This is a genomic window from Enterobacter sp. JMULE2 (assembly GCF_013337145.1).
GTDB classification, from domain to species: Bacteria; Pseudomonadota; Gammaproteobacteria; order Enterobacterales; family Enterobacteriaceae; genus Enterobacter; species Enterobacter mori.
In genome coordinates this window covers 117,718-134,224 of record NZ_SGWD01000012.1, presented here as the reverse complement: position 1 = coordinate 134,224, position 16,507 = coordinate 117,718, and the positions used below count along the sequence as shown (strand labels likewise).

General features: G+C 52.3%; 15 protein-coding genes and 1 tRNA gene. 9 read left to right on the top strand and 7 right to left on the bottom strand.

From position 1 onward, the window contains the following. The first annotated feature begins 507 nt into the window (after positions 1 to 507). From EXW94_RS11710 to EXW94_RS11675, 8 genes are all read left to right on the top strand, one after another. On the top strand, positions 508 to 1,068 hold the full coding sequence (locus EXW94_RS11710; protein WP_174340166.1) for a fimbrial protein: 561 nt from the start codon (positions 508 to 510) through the stop codon (positions 1,066 to 1,068). A gap of 32 nt (positions 1,069 to 1,100) precedes the next feature. Next, positions 1,101 to 1,814, top strand: a complete 714-nt coding sequence (locus EXW94_RS11705; protein WP_174340165.1) for a molecular chaperone — start codon at positions 1,101 to 1,103, stop codon at positions 1,812 to 1,814. A gap of 32 nt (positions 1,815 to 1,846) precedes the next feature. Next, entirely contained in the window at positions 1,847 to 4,351 is a 2,505-nt protein-coding gene (locus tag EXW94_RS11700; RefSeq protein ID WP_254797831.1) for a fimbria/pilus outer membrane usher protein, read from the top strand. Between the two features lie 24 nt (positions 4,352 to 4,375). Beyond that, a complete protein-coding gene (locus EXW94_RS11695; protein ID WP_238140097.1) occupies positions 4,376 to 5,548 on the top strand; it encodes a fimbrial protein in 1,173 nt (390 codons plus the stop codon). 54 nt (positions 5,549 to 5,602) lie between these two features. Next, positions 5,603 to 6,790: an HD-GYP domain-containing protein gene (locus tag EXW94_RS11690; RefSeq protein WP_174340163.1), complete on the top strand. Its 1,188-nt coding sequence runs from the start codon at positions 5,603 to 5,605 to the stop codon at positions 6,788 to 6,790. Between the two features lie 17 nt (positions 6,791 to 6,807). Continuing rightward, positions 6,808 to 7,587: a winged helix-turn-helix domain-containing protein gene (locus EXW94_RS11685; RefSeq protein WP_120158694.1), complete on the top strand. Its 780-nt coding sequence runs from the start codon at positions 6,808 to 6,810 to the stop codon at positions 7,585 to 7,587. Next, positions 7,584 to 8,063, top strand: coding sequence for a hypothetical protein (locus EXW94_RS11680; protein ID WP_108416308.1), 480 nt, complete (start codon positions 7,584 to 7,586; stop codon positions 8,061 to 8,063). The genes EXW94_RS11685 and EXW94_RS11680 overlap by 4 nt, the downstream gene beginning before the upstream one ends. Positions 8,064 to 8,170: 107 nt before the next feature. Continuing rightward, positions 8,171 to 8,800: a Crp/Fnr family transcriptional regulator gene (locus tag EXW94_RS11675; protein ID WP_174340162.1), complete on the top strand. Its 630-nt coding sequence runs from the start codon at positions 8,171 to 8,173 to the stop codon at positions 8,798 to 8,800. Here the strand turns inward: EXW94_RS11675 and EXW94_RS11670 are convergent. Together EXW94_RS11670 and actS are read right to left on the bottom strand one after the other, a co-directional pair. Continuing rightward, a tRNA-Gly gene (locus EXW94_RS11670) sits at positions 8,767 to 8,840 on the bottom strand. The genes EXW94_RS11675 and EXW94_RS11670 overlap by 34 nt on opposite strands. Before the next feature lie 80 nt (positions 8,841 to 8,920). Further along, positions 8,921 to 9,646 carry an amidase activator ActS gene (gene actS / locus EXW94_RS11665; protein WP_174340161.1) on the bottom strand — a complete coding sequence of 242 codons (726 nt, stop codon included), beginning with the start codon at positions 9,644 to 9,646 and terminating at the stop codon, positions 8,921 to 8,923. Between the two features lie 160 nt (positions 9,647 to 9,806). Between actS and idi the strand changes: the two genes are divergently transcribed. Then, the gene (gene idi / locus EXW94_RS11660) at positions 9,807 to 10,349 is read left to right on the top strand and encodes an isopentenyl-diphosphate Delta-isomerase (RefSeq protein ID WP_108416305.1); all 543 of its coding nucleotides are present in this window, start codon (positions 9,807 to 9,809) and stop codon (positions 10,347 to 10,349) included. A gap of 38 nt (positions 10,350 to 10,387) precedes the next feature. Here idi and lysS read toward each other — a convergent pair whose 3' ends face one another. From lysS to xerD, 5 genes are all read right to left on the bottom strand, one after another. Beyond that, complete coding sequence (lysS, locus tag EXW94_RS11655; protein WP_010435299.1) at positions 10,388 to 11,905, bottom strand: lysine--tRNA ligase; 1,518 nt, start codon at positions 11,903 to 11,905, stop codon at positions 10,388 to 10,390. A gap of 9 nt (positions 11,906 to 11,914) precedes the next feature. After that, a protein-coding gene (gene prfB / locus EXW94_RS11650; protein ID WP_108416304.1) for a peptide chain release factor 2 occupies positions 11,915 to 13,013 on the bottom strand; the annotation gives its coding sequence in 2 pieces (ribosomal slippage) (positions 11,915 to 12,937 and positions 12,939 to 13,013; 1,098 coding nt in all). Between the two features lie 89 nt (positions 13,014 to 13,102). Beyond that, a complete protein-coding gene (gene recJ, locus EXW94_RS11645; protein WP_174340160.1) occupies positions 13,103 to 14,836 on the bottom strand; it encodes a single-stranded-DNA-specific exonuclease RecJ in 1,734 nt (577 codons plus the stop codon). Positions 14,837 to 14,841: 5 nt separating this feature from the next. Beyond that, a complete protein-coding gene (gene dsbC / locus EXW94_RS11640; RefSeq protein ID WP_010435313.1) occupies positions 14,842 to 15,555 on the bottom strand; it encodes a bifunctional protein-disulfide isomerase/oxidoreductase DsbC in 714 nt (237 codons plus the stop codon). 28 nt (positions 15,556 to 15,583) lie between these two features. Then, a complete protein-coding gene (gene xerD / locus EXW94_RS11635) occupies positions 15,584 to 16,480 on the bottom strand; it encodes a site-specific tyrosine recombinase XerD (RefSeq protein ID WP_089600303.1) in 897 nt (298 codons plus the stop codon). Positions 16,481 to 16,507: the final 27 nt, after the last annotated feature.

Below are 16,507 nucleotides of genomic sequence, written 5' to 3'. Positions count from 1 at the left end.
ACAGAAACAACAAGGGTAAAAAGAAAGGATGTTTAATTTTAAATATTCCCGCACGTCTGTAGCAGAAAGTGAGCATGTGAATTTAGATGCCATGTCCGCAATTCGCGTTTTTTCTACCCACCTTACCCACGCGCGCACGGCAATGAATGTATATCCAATGTTAAATATATTAATATTAAGCACTAAATTATTTAACAGCATGTTCAATTATCCCTCCATCGCACGCGTAAATTCCGTCAAATGACGATTTTGACGATAATTTTAAATAGCCATTCCTCTCTCCCTGCCACTGCGCCAACGCAACCAAGCAGCATATAAATCTATACATAAACTTAAATCTGGATATTTAAGTTTAAAAAATTCCTTTAAACGATATTTACGTTTACCAAAACAACCAGCGATGGTCTTATATTCCAACCAAAGGCAAGGGGTGCGGTACGTTGTTCTGCAACACATCGCTCAACCGCCTGGGAGACAAAAATGATGATGAAAACGGGAAATAAAAGCATGTTCAATAAAACAGTTATCGCAGTCGCTATGATGTTTTCGGGCGCGGCAATGGCAGCGGAAAGCACCGGCGTTGCGGGTGGCACAATCACCTTCAATGGTTCTGTATCCGATACAACCTGTGACGTGACCACCAACAATGGTTCCGATTTTACGGTGAACCTGGCGCCTATATCACTGACGGATATGGGTACCACTACTGGCGTTGTCAGTGCCAACAATAAAGACTTCACCATGAGTCTGAAAAATTGCACTGCCGCCGACACCGCAACCAAAACGCTGAAAATCACCTTCTCAAGCAGCAACCTGTCTGATGACGGTAAATACCTGAAGAACTACAGCGAAAGCGGCGCTGAAGGGGTCGGTATTACCCTGACCAAGGATGGCACCACCTCCGTTCCATTCGACACCGCGTTCAACACCGGTCTGACTTCTGATGATGTTTCCGGTACCGACGGCGTTACGCTGACCATGCACGCGAATTACTACAACTTCGGCGGTTCTGCCGTGACGACCGGTAAAGTCGTTACCGACGCAACTTACTCCTTTAGCTACGATTAATAGCCCAACCGGGGAGCAATCCCCGGTTTTTAATGACCATGAAAAAACATATTTTCTTTCTCTTCGTTGCGTTCGCTTCACACGCGGCTCAGGCCAGCGTGGTAATTAACCAGACGCGCGTGATTTATTCCAGCGAAGCAAAATTCGTTACCGTGCAATTAGTGAATGAGAGCGATAAAACTCACCTGGTACAGTCCTGGCTTGATCAAGGTGATGCTTCAGCCGCCCCGGAAAAGATTAAAGTTCCCTTTTCCGTCATGCCGCCGGTTGTCAAAATGGATGGCCACAGTGGTCAAACGCTGAAAATCGCCGCGACCAATACTTCCTCTCTGCCCTCAGACAGAGAAAGCGTATTTTGGTTAAACGTGCTGGATGTTCCGCCAACGCCGGAAGGCAGCAACGATAATTATCTCCAGGTGGCGATCCGCAATCGCATTAAACTGTTTTATCGCCCCGCCTCGTTGCAGGAACTGGACAGTAAAATTGTCGAAAAGGTCACTATTTCCACCTCAGGAAGTCAAACCTGTCTCAAAAACAGTTCCCCTTACTATTTAACCATTCCACAGGTTGTGACCTGGCAGGGCGGAAAATTGAAGCAGAATCGAGACGATAATTTACTGAGCGATACCGTTTTTATTCCGCCTTACGGTTGCGCGCTGGTTTCCAACAAAATCCAGGCCGGTTCTCAGTATCGTATTACATGGCTTGATGATTACGGCGCCAAAAGATTCAGCACCCTTCACTGATTATTTTTATGGCTATGCCTGGTTCAATTCTGATGAAGAACAGATCCCTGTTTCGTAAAAGCCTGTTGGTTCACTCCGTCAGCCTCGCCTTATGTTCCTTTGGGGCGAGCGGTGAGACATTTAATAGCAGCCTGCTGGTCGGTAATTCAGCCGATATGGACTGGAGTAATTCAAAACTGGTCATGACACCGGGCGCATACGATCTCGACGTATATGTGAATAACGCCTGGCGCGGGAAATTCGACATGACGATTGCCAATGACGGTAAAGGGACGGTGCTTGTTCCGAAAGATGATGTGCCACTACTGGGTATTCGCGATCTCGACGATCTCGTCGCGAATAAATCAGACGGGCAAATCGACATCAGTACCCTGCTACACGGCGGAAAAAGCACGCTGGCGCCAGGAGAATTGCGTCTGGATTTAGAAGTACCCCAGGCCTTTGTGGTGACCGAAAAACAGAACTGGGTGGCCCCACAAAAATGGGACCAGGGGATTAATGGGGTATTTACCAACTACAACCTCAATTATTACAACTTTTATGGCCTGCGTGAAGGGTATACCAACAGCGATAATATCTATTTATCGCTAAACAGCGGTTTGAATATGTCTGGCTGGCATCTCCTCGATAACTCGACGTGGATGCGCTACAGCAATATGGGTAAAGGGTATTGGATTAACACCACACGCTATCTTGAAAAACCGATTGTCGGTATTGAGGCATTAATGCGCGTGGGGCGTACCTACACCACGTCCGATTATTTTGACACGATTCGTTTTCGCGGCCTGACGCTGAATAAAAGCCGTCAAATGCTGCCGGACAGCGAACGCGTGTATATGCCGGTCATCAGCGGAATTGCCACCAGTTCGGCCGTGGTCAGCGTTTACCAGGATGGACACATTATCCATCAGATTACTGTCCCCGCCGGGCCCTTTACGATCCGCGATTTAATGCCCACCGGCTCGCGTGGGGATCTCTCTGTTGAGGTAAAGAACAGCGGCGGAACGATAGAGCGCTTTGCGGTTCCCTTTTCGTCTATCCCGGACATGCTGCGTCCCGGCACCAGCGACTACCAGTTTAACGTCGGTGAGGTGGACATGCGCGGCATCAATGACCATAGCCAGTTTGCGCAGTTCAGCTACTCTCGCGGAATGAATAACTACGTAACCGCCACAGCCGGGAGTATCTGGAGCGCGGACTATTTCTCCTTTCTGCTCGGCGGTGCTCTTTCTGTTCCCTATGCAGGATCGCTATCAGCGTCGCTTGAACAAGCGCAGTATCGCTTGCCGGGCGATAATCGACGCAGGGGAGAAAAATACGCGCTCTCATGGAGTAAATCCTTCCCGACGCAAACTAACCTGACGCTGGCGTCGTATTACTATCGCACGCAGGATTACGCATCGTTTAACGATTATGTGTTGGCGAAGTCCAATATTCAGGATTATGGCGGCACCGGCACGTCAACCATTAACAGCAAGCAGGCGTTTAGCGCCAACCTCAACCAGCCGCTGGGCGATGGGTTTGGTCGACTTTCCCTGACGGCGTACTGGCGCGATTACTGGCGCGGCCAAAAGACCAGCCGCCAGTATAATCTGACCTGGAGCAACGCGTTTAACAGCGTGAATTATGCGGTATCACTGCGCCGCTCTGAAGTCACTCAGTCGTACTACAACTATGAAACAGATTACGAAGGTGATGTTGTTACGTCGCTGCGCACCCGTGGGAAGACGGAAAATAATCTTTATTTCTCCGTCAATGTTCCGATGTCACTCTTCGGCAGTCCGGGAAGCGTTGCTTCGCATGCGACGGTTCAGCAGGGGAAATACGCTTCATCAGATATAAGCATGAGCGGCAGCGCCCAGGATGTCGATTACAGCCTTATGCTGGCGCATGACAGTGAGGGTAATTCCCGCTCCGCCGATCTCTATACCAACTGGAAAAACAGCGTCACCAGCCTGAACAGCGGGATGACGCTTTCGCGCGAGTATCGTCAGGCCAGCCTCGGCGCAAGCGGCAATATTCTCGCGTGGCGCGGTGGGGTCATCACCTCACCAAACAATGGCCGAAACTTTGTCATTCTTGAGGCCCCTGGCGTCGAAAACGCCGTGGTCAATGGGGATACCTCTACGCGCACGAATCGCAACGGTATTGCCCTTATCGCCAGCGCAACGCCTTACCGGCTGAATAACTTCCATCTGGAACAGGATGGTTCAAAAAGCAGCGACGTCGATTTACAGGGGAATTTACTTAATATTGCCCCTTACGAAGGCAGCATAACGTACCTGAAGTACAAGACCGATACGCGCAAGGTTTATACCTTCGACGTGCTGGACAGCGAGGGCAATCAACTCCCCTTCGGCGCATTGGTTTCCGATAGCCATCATCAGGAACTGGGTTACGTCGCCCAGGGGAGCCAAATCTTTGTGAAGTCTGACGCACAGCCAGAGGCAATTCGCATTAATACCAGTAAAGGCAAAGTCAAAAAATCCTGTGTTATTACGCAGCCGACAGAGCATGCCGTCAATATCTGCCGGTAACCGACCACGAGTATGAAATCGATCATGAGCAAATCTTTATTTTTCATCGTTGCCGTATTCAGCCTGATAACGATCCCTGGCTTTTCGGCCCAGGCGGCACCACAGACCCGAGGCGTGACGGGGGATACCTGCCGTAATAGCGGCATTATATTTAAAAGCGTGGCGGAAGCGGATAAGTCGCTTAATTTATCGTCTGCATTTATCACCTCGACGGTGGTTGAAAAGACATATACCACCAGCTGGTCGGGGAGTATGACCTGTACCTATGGCAACGTGGGTATTGGGGGAGTATTTCAGGATCACCTCTACTATTTCACTGGGTTTAATAACAGCCCGGTGTATTTGAATTTTAACAGTGCTGATGGTGAAAACAGTTACTGGATTAAGGTGACCTCTGAAATAACCGGCAGCAGTAAAGTCACGGTGAGCGGTATTGTGGGGATACACTCGCTCTCCTACCAGACGCAATATACCTTGCGAGCAGAGTTACTTTCCTCGGCGCCTGTTGGGGTATCGACCTATACCAAAACCACCACCAGCGGTGCGCTGAGCGTCATTCCTGCCGTGATGAGTGGTACCGGCTCGGGATCCGACTCGCCCCTGCTCTCCTCTAAAACGTATGCGACCAGGGCATGGAATAACATGATGTCAGATACCGCGCGCAAAAGCTGGGATACCGATTATTTCCTCGCGTACGAGAAAATGACCATTCAATTCGAGCCGAAAGAAACCACCTGCAATATGACGCGTGACATGACGGTAAAACTTCCGCCTGCGCCGCTGAAAGAACTTAAAACGTACGGCAGAACGAATGGGGCGGATTTCACCATTCCTATCAAATGCGGAAACCTTGCCGGCGTAAAAACATCTACGCGGAATATTAAGGCCTGGCTTTCCAGCAATGATGTGATCGCTACGGACGGCAGTTCGCAAACGATGGTCAATGATGAAACAACCGCGGGCGGGGTCGGTATTGCTATTCGTAGTCGATCTTTTATGGGGGATTTCGAAGAGGTCAAACTCTCCAGCAGCACAAGCATGGGAAATGCCACTCAGATCCTTGATATTGTTAAGGACGATGACATTCAGGATACGCAATACATTCTTCTGCATGCTTACTACAGAGTGTATGACGCCTCGGCCTTATCGACCGGCACGGTGGTCGCAACCGCACAAATCATGTTCGGCTATGACTAATTCACTTACGTAGATAATGACTTTCTTTTTTAAGACCTCTGCCAATTAAACGCCATGAAAATATCTGTTCAAACCGTGCTTAACTTATTACATAACATTATTCATCCGGTCTCTGCCGATCTGGTTAATCATTTACAACGCACGGCCATCATCACCTGGTATTTAAGCCAGCGCATTGGGCTGGATAAAACCGGAATCGGCAACGCTTTTCTGGCTGGCATGCTGCACGACATTGGTACGCTGAGTAAAGACCGTGAACACCTTTCTCCCGGCAGCGAAGGGTTTCTTGATGGGCACGAACAGCTGGCGGGTTCAATGACGGCGGGGATCCGTTTCCTGCAACCCGTCACGCCGATCCTTGAGAACCATCATACCGCATGGTCTTCCTCGGGCTCGGACGATCTTCCTGTGGTACATCATTTGGTTAATATGGCGGATACCTTTGAGCTCTTTTTACGCGGGATTGACGGGGATTTTATTACCCAACGTGAAAGGGTCATTTCGGATTTCTTTGCCCACCCCATTCAGTGGCCCGCCCCTCTGGAGCAGGCGCTGCGAGAATCTACCCGTCAGGATGGCTTTTGGTTTCGCCTCGGCAATCCTTCGCTTTCCCAGGTGTTGAACGCCATCAGCCCGCTACACGACCACATGCTCGACCATCATGATTTTCTCGAAGTGTGCCAGCTCATCTCAAAAATCGTCGATAAGTACAGCAGCTTCACCCGCACCCATAGCGCCAGCGTAGCGCATGTTGCGGCCCGCCTGGCTGAACTCTACGGTTATGATGTCGATATGCAAGAAAAGATCTGTATTGCAGGCTATCTGCATGATATCGGCAAGCTTTTTACGCCGCTCCATATCCTGGAAAAGCATGGCAAGCTCGAATCCTTTGAGTACGCCACGATGAAGCAGCACAGCTACAAAACGCTGGTGATGCTGCATCCTATCTCTGAACTGGGGGATATTATCCGTTGGGCCGCCAACCATCACGAGCGGCTGGACGGCAGTGGATATCCGTTCAGGTTAGGCGCCGCCTCACTTGATATTCCGTCTCGCATCCTTGCGGTGGCGGATGTGTTTACTGCCATGACGGAAAACCGTCCCTACAGACAAGGGATGGAGAGCGCTAAGGCGATGGCTATACTCCACGAAGAAGTAAGAAATTACAGACTGGACAGGGACATCGTAACATTGCTGGACCATAATATTGGCAGTGTAAAAGCGCTTGTCGCGATGTGTTAACGTCCAAAGAACAGCTAATGAAATATTTGATTGCCAGCAAAGTTATTTACGATACAGAGAGCGGGGAATTCACTCTTCCCGGGGCAGAGCGCCTTGAGGCTCAAAAACTGACGAATACGGCCAACCGTATTCTGTCGCTGCTTATTGCTTCCCCGGGCACAGTGCTTGAGCGTCAATATCTGCTGGAACACGTTTGGGAATCCGCCGGGCATACCGGGTCTAGCTCTTCGCTCAACCAATATATTAGTATTTTACGCAAGACGTTAACCTCACTGACCGATATTGAAGAGTCGATCATCGTTGTCCCCAAAGTCGGGTTTTACTTTTCCGCCGATATTGACGTACAGCTTCTGGATGAGCCCTGTGCTCCAGCGCCCGGGGATGATAACGTTGCGGCCAAGAAGAAAATACCGTCGTTGCCGCTTAAATACAGCATCCCGGCGCTTCTTATTTTGGCGCTGATTGCGGCCAATTTATGGGTCTGGAGTCAGCCAAAAGCCAATGAACGCTATTCCAGAGTCAATGAGATAGGCAAGCTCGAAAAATGTACCCTCACCACCTATGAACATCTTTCTGCCGATGAACGGCAGCGGTTACATGAGGTATTGCTGTCGGCACAGCCGCAGCTTGCAGAAAAATGTGCAAACCATTTAGCACTGTTAACGGTAAACGTTCAGCCCAGCGTGTTTTATGGCAGCAGCGGACGCATTTTTTACTCTTTTTGTCCTTTAGATTCTGAAAACGAAACGCTAGCGTACTGTGAAAATCACTACGCCTTTAACTGGAAAATGAAATGAAGATTGCGCTAACGCTTTCTGCGACTGTCCTGATCCTGACAGGTGCGCTTATCTGGGGAATGGTTAACCGCACCTCAGCGTATATCGACGATCGGTGCTTTGCCAATTTTACCTATACCGATAACACAAATGAAAAGGCATTCAATTTCAAAGGAAACATATTCTTTGAATTTTCAAAGAACAAAACCGGACAATTTAATTTATCCGGTGACGTTTCCTATCAGGGACAAAACTACACGTTCTCGCGCTATGTAAAGTTTAACTATGTCAATATTAAAAATAATGCCTACAGAATAAAAATCATTTCGCACGAAACCATGGCGCATGACAATGTCCCGGCAGCCATCTCGCCTCTTGCCATTAAGATATTATTTCTTACCGGCGAATATTCTATGTACCTGCACAAGCATGATAATAACTTTATTACGATTGGAAATTCACTTTCACCGTTGATGAATTGCGTTATACAGTCCTGACGTTTTGGTAAGAACCCGATTTTATGAAGAAGAATAATTGTGTCAGCTGTGCAAAATGTGGGTTTGCTGAGGTATGCCAGTCGTATCTTTTCGACCATCAGGAACCCATGTTTATTAAAGATTTCGCTCGTAAAAAACGTATTGCTAAAAATGAATTTATCTACCAGCACGGAACGACAGTAAAAGCATTGTATGCGCTCAGGCGTGGGGTGGCGAAGATTTATGATGCTCAGCAAACGCTTCAGGGAATTGTCTTCCCCGGTCAGGTTATCGGGGCAGAGGAGCTCTTTAGCGAGCATTATCAGTACAGCGTGCAGGCGGCCACCGAGGTAGAAATTTGTGAGTTACAAAATACCCATTTCTATCACCTGAGCCAGATAACCAGCAGCTTCACCCATTTTATCATTGCTATCCTCTCCCGCTCCGCGAGGGAAAAACAGCAGTTTATCAGCGTGCTGGTGAATCATGACGGCGTGCAAAAAGTGCGTGGATTTATTCAACTTATGGTGGATATCAACAGGGAGTATGGCTTCGAGCATAACATTCTTGAACTGCCGCTCAGCAAAAAAGAGCTGGCGCAGCTGCTGGGTATTTCTCAATCAACGCTGTCTCGCGCATTCGATACGCTGGCGGCGCAGCGTAAACTGTCGATCAATAAAAAAGAGATTGTCGTGCTTGATGGACCGGATGATGAAGCAGGGACTGGAGCGGGCGAAGGGAATCGAACCCTCGTATAGAGCTTGGGAAGCTCTCGTTCTACCATTGAACTACGCCCGCTTTGAGGTGCGTAAGGCATTATAGACCTTACGCTTTTTCATACAAGTGTCAGCATCACCAAGTGGCGATTTAATAACCACTTAGCACTTCGGTTTGCTGCCCTGCGCCGGGAGATAACGCTGCGGATCGATAGCCGTCGCCTTATAGCGGATCTGGAAATGCAGCTTCACCGAGTCCGTCCCGGTATTGCCCATGGTGGCTATCTTCTGCCCCGCCTTCACGTTTTGTCCGTTATTGACCAGCATCGTGTCGTTATGCGCATAAGCGGTGATGTAATCTTCGCCGTGCTTAATCATGATCAGATTCCCGTATCCACGCAGCTGGTTGCCGACGTAGACCACCTTCCCGGCGCCGGAGGCATAGACCGGCGTGCCGCGCGCAGCAGCAATATCAATGCCTTTGTTACCGCCCTCAGAAAGTGAATAAGGCACCACAACTTTACCGCTGGCGGGCCAAACCCAGCAACGCTGCCCGACCGGTGGCCAGGAAGACTTCGGCACCTGGTACGACGGCGTCACTTTGGCCGTTTTGCCTTTTGAGGAGGATTTTTTGGCTGAAGAGGAGCCGCCATTGACCTTCAGTTTCTGCCCCACCTCAATGGTATAGGGGGGAGGGATGTTATTCAGACGCGCGAGATCCTTTACGCTGGTTCCCGTTGCACGTGAAATGCGATACAGGGTATCCCCGCGCTTAACGGTATAGACCGCACCGGAATAGCTGCCCATATCCGACGATTTGCTTCCCGAGCATCCCGCCAGAAGTAGCGTCAGCGTCAGGCAAAAAATGGCAGTGATGGGGTTTCTCATCAGGCTTCCTGCAAACAAAACAGATCCTCGGTCAGCGTAAATGGCGCACTATGATAGCAGCCAAAACGAACAGGGGTCATGCCCTTTTCCGCTCCTGGTGCCAAACCGTTCGTATAAGAATGCCGTATAATGATCCGGCTGATCTGGTACCGGAGCATCAATGAGTATTCAAGAACACGTTATTTTGGTAAATGACCAGGGAAAGGTGATTGGCACTCAGGAAAAATATGCCGCGCACACCTCGCATACCCCGTTGCATCTGGCCTTCTCTTCCTGGCTTTTTAATGCCCGCGGCGAATGTCTGATTACCCGACGCGCCTTAAGCAAAAAAGCCTGGCCCGGCGTCTGGACCAACTCGGTCTGCGGCCACCCTCAGTCAGGTGAAGAGATGGAACAGGCAATAATCCGCCGCTGCCGCTTTGAAGTGGGCGCGGAACTGGCCGATATCACCGCCGTCGCCCCTGAGTTTCGCTATCGGGAAGCCGACCCGTCCGGGATCGTGGAAAATGAAATTTGCCCGGTATTCGCTGCCCGCATCATTAATGACGTAACGATAAACGAAAATGAAGTGATGGACTATCAGTGGGTTGAGCTGGACACATTATTCCGCGCGCTGGACGCGACGCCCTGGGCCTTTAGCCCGTGGATGATCATGGAAGCGACAACCGCCCGCGATAAACTTAAAGCCTTTGCGGCGCAATAAAAAAGCCCCTTTCGGGGCTTTTTTTACATCTTAACGCCTTATTTCACCGGGCGCATCGCCGGGAACAGAATCACGTCACGGATGGTATGGCTGTTGGTGAACAGCATCACCATACGGTCGATACCAATCCCCAGACCCGCCGTTGGTGGCAGGCCGTGCTCCAGCGCGGTCACGTAGTCTTCGTCGAAGAACATCGCTTCGTCGTCGCCTGCCGCTTTCGCATCTACCTGGTCCTGGAAACGCTGCGCCTGATCTTCTGCATCGTTCAGCTCGCTGAAGCCGTTGCCGATTTCGCGGCCACCGATGAAGAATTCGAAGCGATCGGTGATTTCCGGGTTCACGTCATTACGACGCGCCAGCGGAGAGACTTCTGCCGGGTATTCGGTGATGAAGGTCGGCTGAATCAGGTGCGCTTCGGCCACTTCTTCGAAGATCTCGGTCACAATACGGCCCAGACCCCAGCTCTTCTCAACCTTGATACCGATGCTTTCCGCGATGGCTTTCGCTGAGTCGAAGTTATCCAGATCGGCCATCTCGGTTTCCGGACGGTATTTCTTGATCGCTTCGCGCATGGTCAGCTTGACGAACGGTTTGCCGAAGTCGAAGACTTCTTCACCGTAAGGTACTTCGGTGGTGCCCAGAATGTCCTGCGCCAGGGTACGGAACAGGGATTCGGTCAGCTCGATCAGATCTTTGTAATCCGCATACGCCATATAGAGTTCCATCATGGTGAACTCTGGGTTATGGCGCACGGAGATGCCTTCGTTACGGAAGTTACGGTTGATTTCGAACACGCGGTCGAAGCCACCGACCACCAGACGTTTCAGGTACAGTTCCGGCGCGATACGCAGGTACATGTCCAGGTCCAGGGCGTTGTGATGGGTGATGAACGGACGCGCAGACGCACCGCCAGGGATCACCTGCATCATTGGGGTTTCTACTTCCATAAAATCGCGGTTGACCATGAACTGGCGGATACCGGCCATGATCTGAGAGCGAATTTTGAAGGTCTTGCGGGATTCATCGTTAGAGATGAGATCCAGATAACGCTGACGGTAGCGCGCTTCCTGATCCTGCAGGCCGTGGAATTTGTCCGGCAGCGGGCGCAGGGCTTTGGTCAACAGACGCAGCTCGGTGCAGTGGATAGAGAGTTCACCGGTCTTGGTTTTGAACAGTTTACCTTTCGCGCCCAGGATATCGCCCAGGTCCCACTTCTTGAACTGCTCGTTGTAGATGCCTTCCGGCAGGTCGTCACGGGAAACGTACAGCTGAATACGGCCGCCAACGTCCTGCAGCGTCACGAAGGACGCTTTACCCATGATACGACGGGTCATCATACGGCCAGCCACAGACACTTCGATGTTCAGCGCTTCCAGCTCTTCGTTCTCTTTACCGTCGAAGTCTGCGTGCAGTTGGTCTGAGGTGTGGTCACGACGAAAATCGTTCGGGAACGGCACGCCCTGCTCACGCAGCGCTGCCAGCTTCTCGCGGCGGGTTTTCAGTTCGTTGTTAAGATCGACTACCGCGTCAGCGCCCTGTGCTTGTTGTTCAGACATGTTGGTTCCTCATAACCCTGCTTTCAAACTTGCTTCGATAAATTGATCCAGGCTGCCGTCCAGCACCGCCTGCGTGTTGCGGGTTTCAACCCCGGTACGCAGGTCTTTGATGCGGGAGTCATCAAGGACGTAAGAACGGATCTGGCTACCCCAGCCGATGTCGGACTTGTTGTCTTCCATCGCCTGTTTCTCAGCATTTTTCTTCTGCATTTCCAGTTCATAAAGCTTCGCTTTCATCTGCTTCATGGCCTGGTCTTTGTTCTTATGCTGGGAACGGTCATTCTGGCACTGCGTTACCGTGTTGGTTGGAATGTGGGTAATACGCACCGCCGATTCCGTACGGTTAACGTGCTGACCACCCGCACCGGATGCGCGGTAAACGTCGATTCGCAGATCGGCCGGGTTGATTTCGATATCGATATCGTCTTTCACTTCCGGGTAAACAAACGCGGAGCTGAAGGAGGTATGACGGCGTCCGCCAGAATCGAACGGGCTCTTACGTACCAGACGATGAACGCCGGTTTCAGTACGCAGCCAGCCGTAGGCGTAATCACCAATAATCTTAATGGTGATGGATTTCAGACCCGCGACTTCACCTTCAGATTCTTCGATAATTTCGGTTTTGAAACCGCGCGCTTCTGCCCAACGCAAATACATACGCGCCAACATGCTCGCCCAGTCCTGCGCTTCTGTACCGCCAGAACCGGCCTGAATATCGAGATAGCAGTCGGCGCTGTCGTATTCGCCGGAGAACATACGACGGAATTCGAGCTGTGCCAGCTTCTCTTCCAGAACGTCGAGTTCTGCCACGGCTTCGTTAAAGGTTTCTTCGTCGTCGGCTTCTACAGCCAGTTCCAACAGACCAGAGACATCTTCCAGCCCCTGAGACATTTGGTCCAGGGTATCGACAATCGCTTCGAGAGAGGAACGCTCTTTACCCAGCGCCTGCGCGCGTTCAGGTTCGTTCCAGACGTCCGGCTGTTCCAGCTCGGCGTTTACTTCTTCAAGACGCTCTTTCTTGGCATCATAGTCAAAGATACCCCCTAAGAACGTCAGAGCGCTCCGTGAGGTCCTGAATGCGGTTTTTTACCGGATTAATTTCAAACATGGTCTGTTTTCTTTTATGGGCTTGTCAAAATGCGGTGATAAGAGCGGGATTGTACCGAATCCACGCCCTTTTTTGTAGCTTTACTGACGCTAAATTGGCCAGATATTGTCGATGATGATCTGAAGGGAGCGGTTACCACGAAACTCGTTGATATCAAGCTTATAGGCCAGCTCAACCTCCCGCACGCCGTTGTCCGGCCAAATAGAGGTGTCAACGTTGAAGGCGATGCCGTCCAGCAGCGGGCCGCCAGCGGCTGGCTCGACCATCACTTTGAGGTGACGTTCGCCAACAATTCGCTGTTGCAGCAGACGGAAACGGCCATCGAACAGCGGTTCCGGGAACATCTGCCCCCACGGCCCCGCGTCACGCAGCATCTGGGCCACCTCCATGGTCATTTCAGCCGGTGAAAGCTCGCCGTCGGAGACCACTTCGCCCTGTAACAGTGCAGGGTCAATCCAGTCTGTCACCAGCTCACCAAACAGCCGCTGAAACTCGTCGAACTTCGCCTCTTCCAGCGACAGGCCTGCCGCCATCGCGTGACCGCCAAACTTGATCATCAGACCCGGGTAAAGCGTATCCAGGCGCTCCAGCGCATCGCGCATGTGAAGCCCCTGAATTGAACGACCGGAGCCTTTCAGCGTGCCGTCGCCCGCAGGGGCAAACGCAATCACCGGACGGTGGAAGCGCTCTTTGATGCGCGACGCCAGGATACCGACCACCCCCTGATGCCACTCGGGATGGTACATCGCCAGGCCGCCCGGCAGCGTTTCGCCGCTGCGTTCCAGCTTTTCACACAGGGTCAGCGCTTCAGCCTGCATCCCCTGCTCGATCTCTTTACGGGTCTGGTTCAGGGCGTCCAGCTCGTTCGCCAGCACGCGCGCCTCGCCGATGTTGTCGCACAGCAGCAGCGCGACGCCGACGGACATATCGTCCAGCCTTCCGGCGGCGTTAAGACGCGGCCCGAGGGCAAAGCCGAGATCGCTTGCCGCCAGCTTGAGCGGATCGCGGTTTGAAATTTCCAGCAGCGCCTTAATCCCCGGACGGCACTTGCCCGCCCGGATGCGGCTTAAGCCCTGCCAGGTCAAAATACGGTTGTTGGTATCGAGAGGCACCACGTCCGCCACGGTACCCAGCGCCACCAAGTCGAGATATTCGGCCAGGTTCGGCACGGCAATCCCGCGCGACTCAAACCAGCCCTTATCACGCAGCAGCGTTCGCAGCGCCAGCATCAGATAAAACGCCACGCCGACACCGGCCAGGGATTTCGACGGGAAATCGCAGTCGCGCAGATTGGGGTTAATGATGGCTTCGGCGGCAGGCAGGGTTTCGCCCGGCAGGTGGTGATCGGTAACCAGCACCGGGATCCCCAGCGCATGCGCATGATCGACACCCGCATGGGAGGAGATCCCGTTATCCACGGTCAGGATCATCTGCGCACCGCGCGCGTGAGCCTGATCGACCACTTCCGGGCTAAGACCGTAACCGTCTTCAAAGCGGTTTGGCACCAGATAGGTGACGTTATCGCAGCCCAGCGCGCGCAGGCTGAGCACGCTCAGTGCGGTACTGGTTGCGCCGTCGGCATCGAAATCGCCCACCACCACAATCCGCGTCCCTTCCCGGAACGCGTTGTAGAGCATTTCAGTGGCCTTTTCGACGCCGCTTAGCTGCTGCCAGGGCAGCATACCTTTGACGCTACGCTCAAGATCGTCCGCCGTTCGCACGCCGCGGCTGGCATAGAGCCGCTTAAGCAGCGGCGAAAGATCGTCAGGTAAATCAGCCGTGTCAGCCGCTTCGCGGCGGCGCAGTTTTATCGGAGCTTTCACGCGGATTATTTACCCGCAGTCTGTTTCTGGTGCGCGTCGAGGAACTCTTTCATCTCTTTTGGTCCCTGATAGCCCGGCACCACGTAGCCGTTGCTCAGCACGATGGCTGGCGTACCGGTCACGCCAAACTGCACGCCCAGCGCATAGTGATTTGCGATATCAATGTCGCAGGAAGCAGGCTTAACGCCTTTGCCGTTCATGGCATCATCAAAGGCCTTGTTGCGGTCTTTCGCACACCAGATAGCCTTCATGTCCTGCTCTGGCTGGCTCTGCACGCCTGCGCGCGGGAAGGCCAGGTAACGCACGGTAATACCCAGCGCGTTGTAATCTTTCATCTCTTCATGCAGCTTGTGGCAGTAGCCGCAGGTAATGTCGGTGAAGACGGTAATGACGTGTTTTTCCTGCGCCGCTTTATAAACGATCATCTCTTTTTCAAGCGCATTCAGGTTTTTCATCAGCAGCTGGTTGGTCACGTTGACCGGCTGCGCGCCGCTCACGTCATACATTGGCCCCTGAATGATGTGCTTTCCGTCTTCGGTCACGTACAGCACACCGCTGTTGGTTAAGACGGTTTTCATTCCCGCAACGGGCGCGGGCTGAATGTCGCTGCTGGTAACACCCAGTTTCGTCAGAGACTGTTTGATGGCGGCGTCGTCAGCATGAGCAAAACCGGTAAATGAGGCTGCCAGCAGGGTGAACAGCGCAAAAGACTTTTTCATATTTAATCCTGTAACAATTCGTCGGCACTCACGCGCGTGGGTGGTGCTGTTGGTGTAGCTGCCGCAGGCGTTCCGTCGCGACATGGGTATAAATTTGCGTCGTTGAGAGATCGCTGTGTCCCAACAGCATCTGCACCACGCGCAAATCAGCGCCGTGGTTTAGCAGATGCGTCGCAAAGGCATGACGCAAAACGTGCGGCGACAGCTTTTCACTGTCAATGCCTGCCAGTGTGGCGTAATGCTTGATACGATGCCAGAAGGTTTGTCGCGTCATCTGCTGCGCGCGCTGGCTGGGGAACAGCACATCGATAGACACGCCATTCAGAAGCCACGGTCTGCCGTGCTCCAGATAGGTCTCCAGCCAGTACACCGCCTCTTCACCCAGCGGGACGAGCCGTTCTTTGTTCCCTTTACCTATCACGCGAACCACGCCCTGACGCAGGCTGATATCGCTCATCGTCAGGCCAACCAGTTCCGAAACGCGCAAACCGGTAGCATACAATAGTTCAAGCATCGCTTTATCGCGTAACTCCAGCGGCAGGTCAACAGCGGGTGATTGTAATAATCTCTCAACTTGCGCTTCGCTGAGATCTTTCGGCAGCCGCTGCGGAAGTTTAGGCGATGCCAGCAGCGCACTAGGATCGTCCGCCCGGATCTTCTCACGGTAGAGATGCTGGAACAGACGACGCATTGCGCTAAGCAGGCGTGCGGAGCTGGTGGCCTTGTAGCCACCGTCCATCCGCTCACCCAGCAGAGCCTGCAGGTCATCGCGTTGGACACTCTCAAGCGTCAGTTCCCGGTGTGCCAGCCATTCCACCAGCATGGTGAGATCGCGCCGATAGGCACTGAGCGTGTTTTCGGCCAGGTTTTTCTCCAGCCACAGCGCGTCGAGAAACTGTTCGATGAGTGCGAGATCCTTTTCCACATCAACCTCTTTGATTCTGCAATCCGG

Bases quoted from the DNA above. Each gene is read 5' to 3' on its own strand.
- EXW94_RS11710 (WP_174340166.1), top strand. From the start codon at position 508: ATGTTCAATAAAACAGTTATCGCAGTCGCTATGATGTTTTCGGGCGCG.
- EXW94_RS11705 (WP_174340165.1), top strand. From the start codon at position 1,101: ATGACCATGAAAAAACATATTTTCTTTCTCTTCGTTGCGTTCGCTTCA.
- EXW94_RS11700 (WP_254797831.1), top strand. From the start codon at position 1,847: ATGAAGAACAGATCCCTGTTTCGTAAAAGCCTGTTGGTTCACTCCGTC.
- EXW94_RS11695 (WP_238140097.1), top strand. From the start codon at position 4,376: ATGAGCAAATCTTTATTTTTCATCGTTGCCGTATTCAGCCTGATAACG.
- EXW94_RS11690 (WP_174340163.1), top strand. From the start codon at position 5,603: ATGAAAATATCTGTTCAAACCGTGCTTAACTTATTACATAACATTATT.
- EXW94_RS11685 (WP_120158694.1), top strand. From the start codon at position 6,808: ATGAAATATTTGATTGCCAGCAAAGTTATTTACGATACAGAGAGCGGG.
- EXW94_RS11680 (WP_108416308.1), top strand. From the start codon at position 7,584: ATGAAGATTGCGCTAACGCTTTCTGCGACTGTCCTGATCCTGACAGGT.
- EXW94_RS11675 (WP_174340162.1), top strand. From the start codon at position 8,171: ATGTTTATTAAAGATTTCGCTCGTAAAAAACGTATTGCTAAAAATGAA.
- actS (WP_174340161.1), bottom strand. From the start codon at position 9,646: ATGAGAAACCCCATCACTGCCATTTTTTGCCTGACGCTGACGCTACTT.
- idi (WP_108416305.1), top strand. From the start codon at position 9,807: ATGAGTATTCAAGAACACGTTATTTTGGTAAATGACCAGGGAAAGGTG.
- lysS (WP_010435299.1), bottom strand. From the start codon at position 11,905: ATGTCTGAACAACAAGCACAGGGCGCTGACGCGGTAGTCGATCTTAAC.
- dsbC (WP_010435313.1), bottom strand. From the start codon at position 15,555: ATGAAAAAGTCTTTTGCGCTGTTCACCCTGCTGGCAGCCTCATTTACC.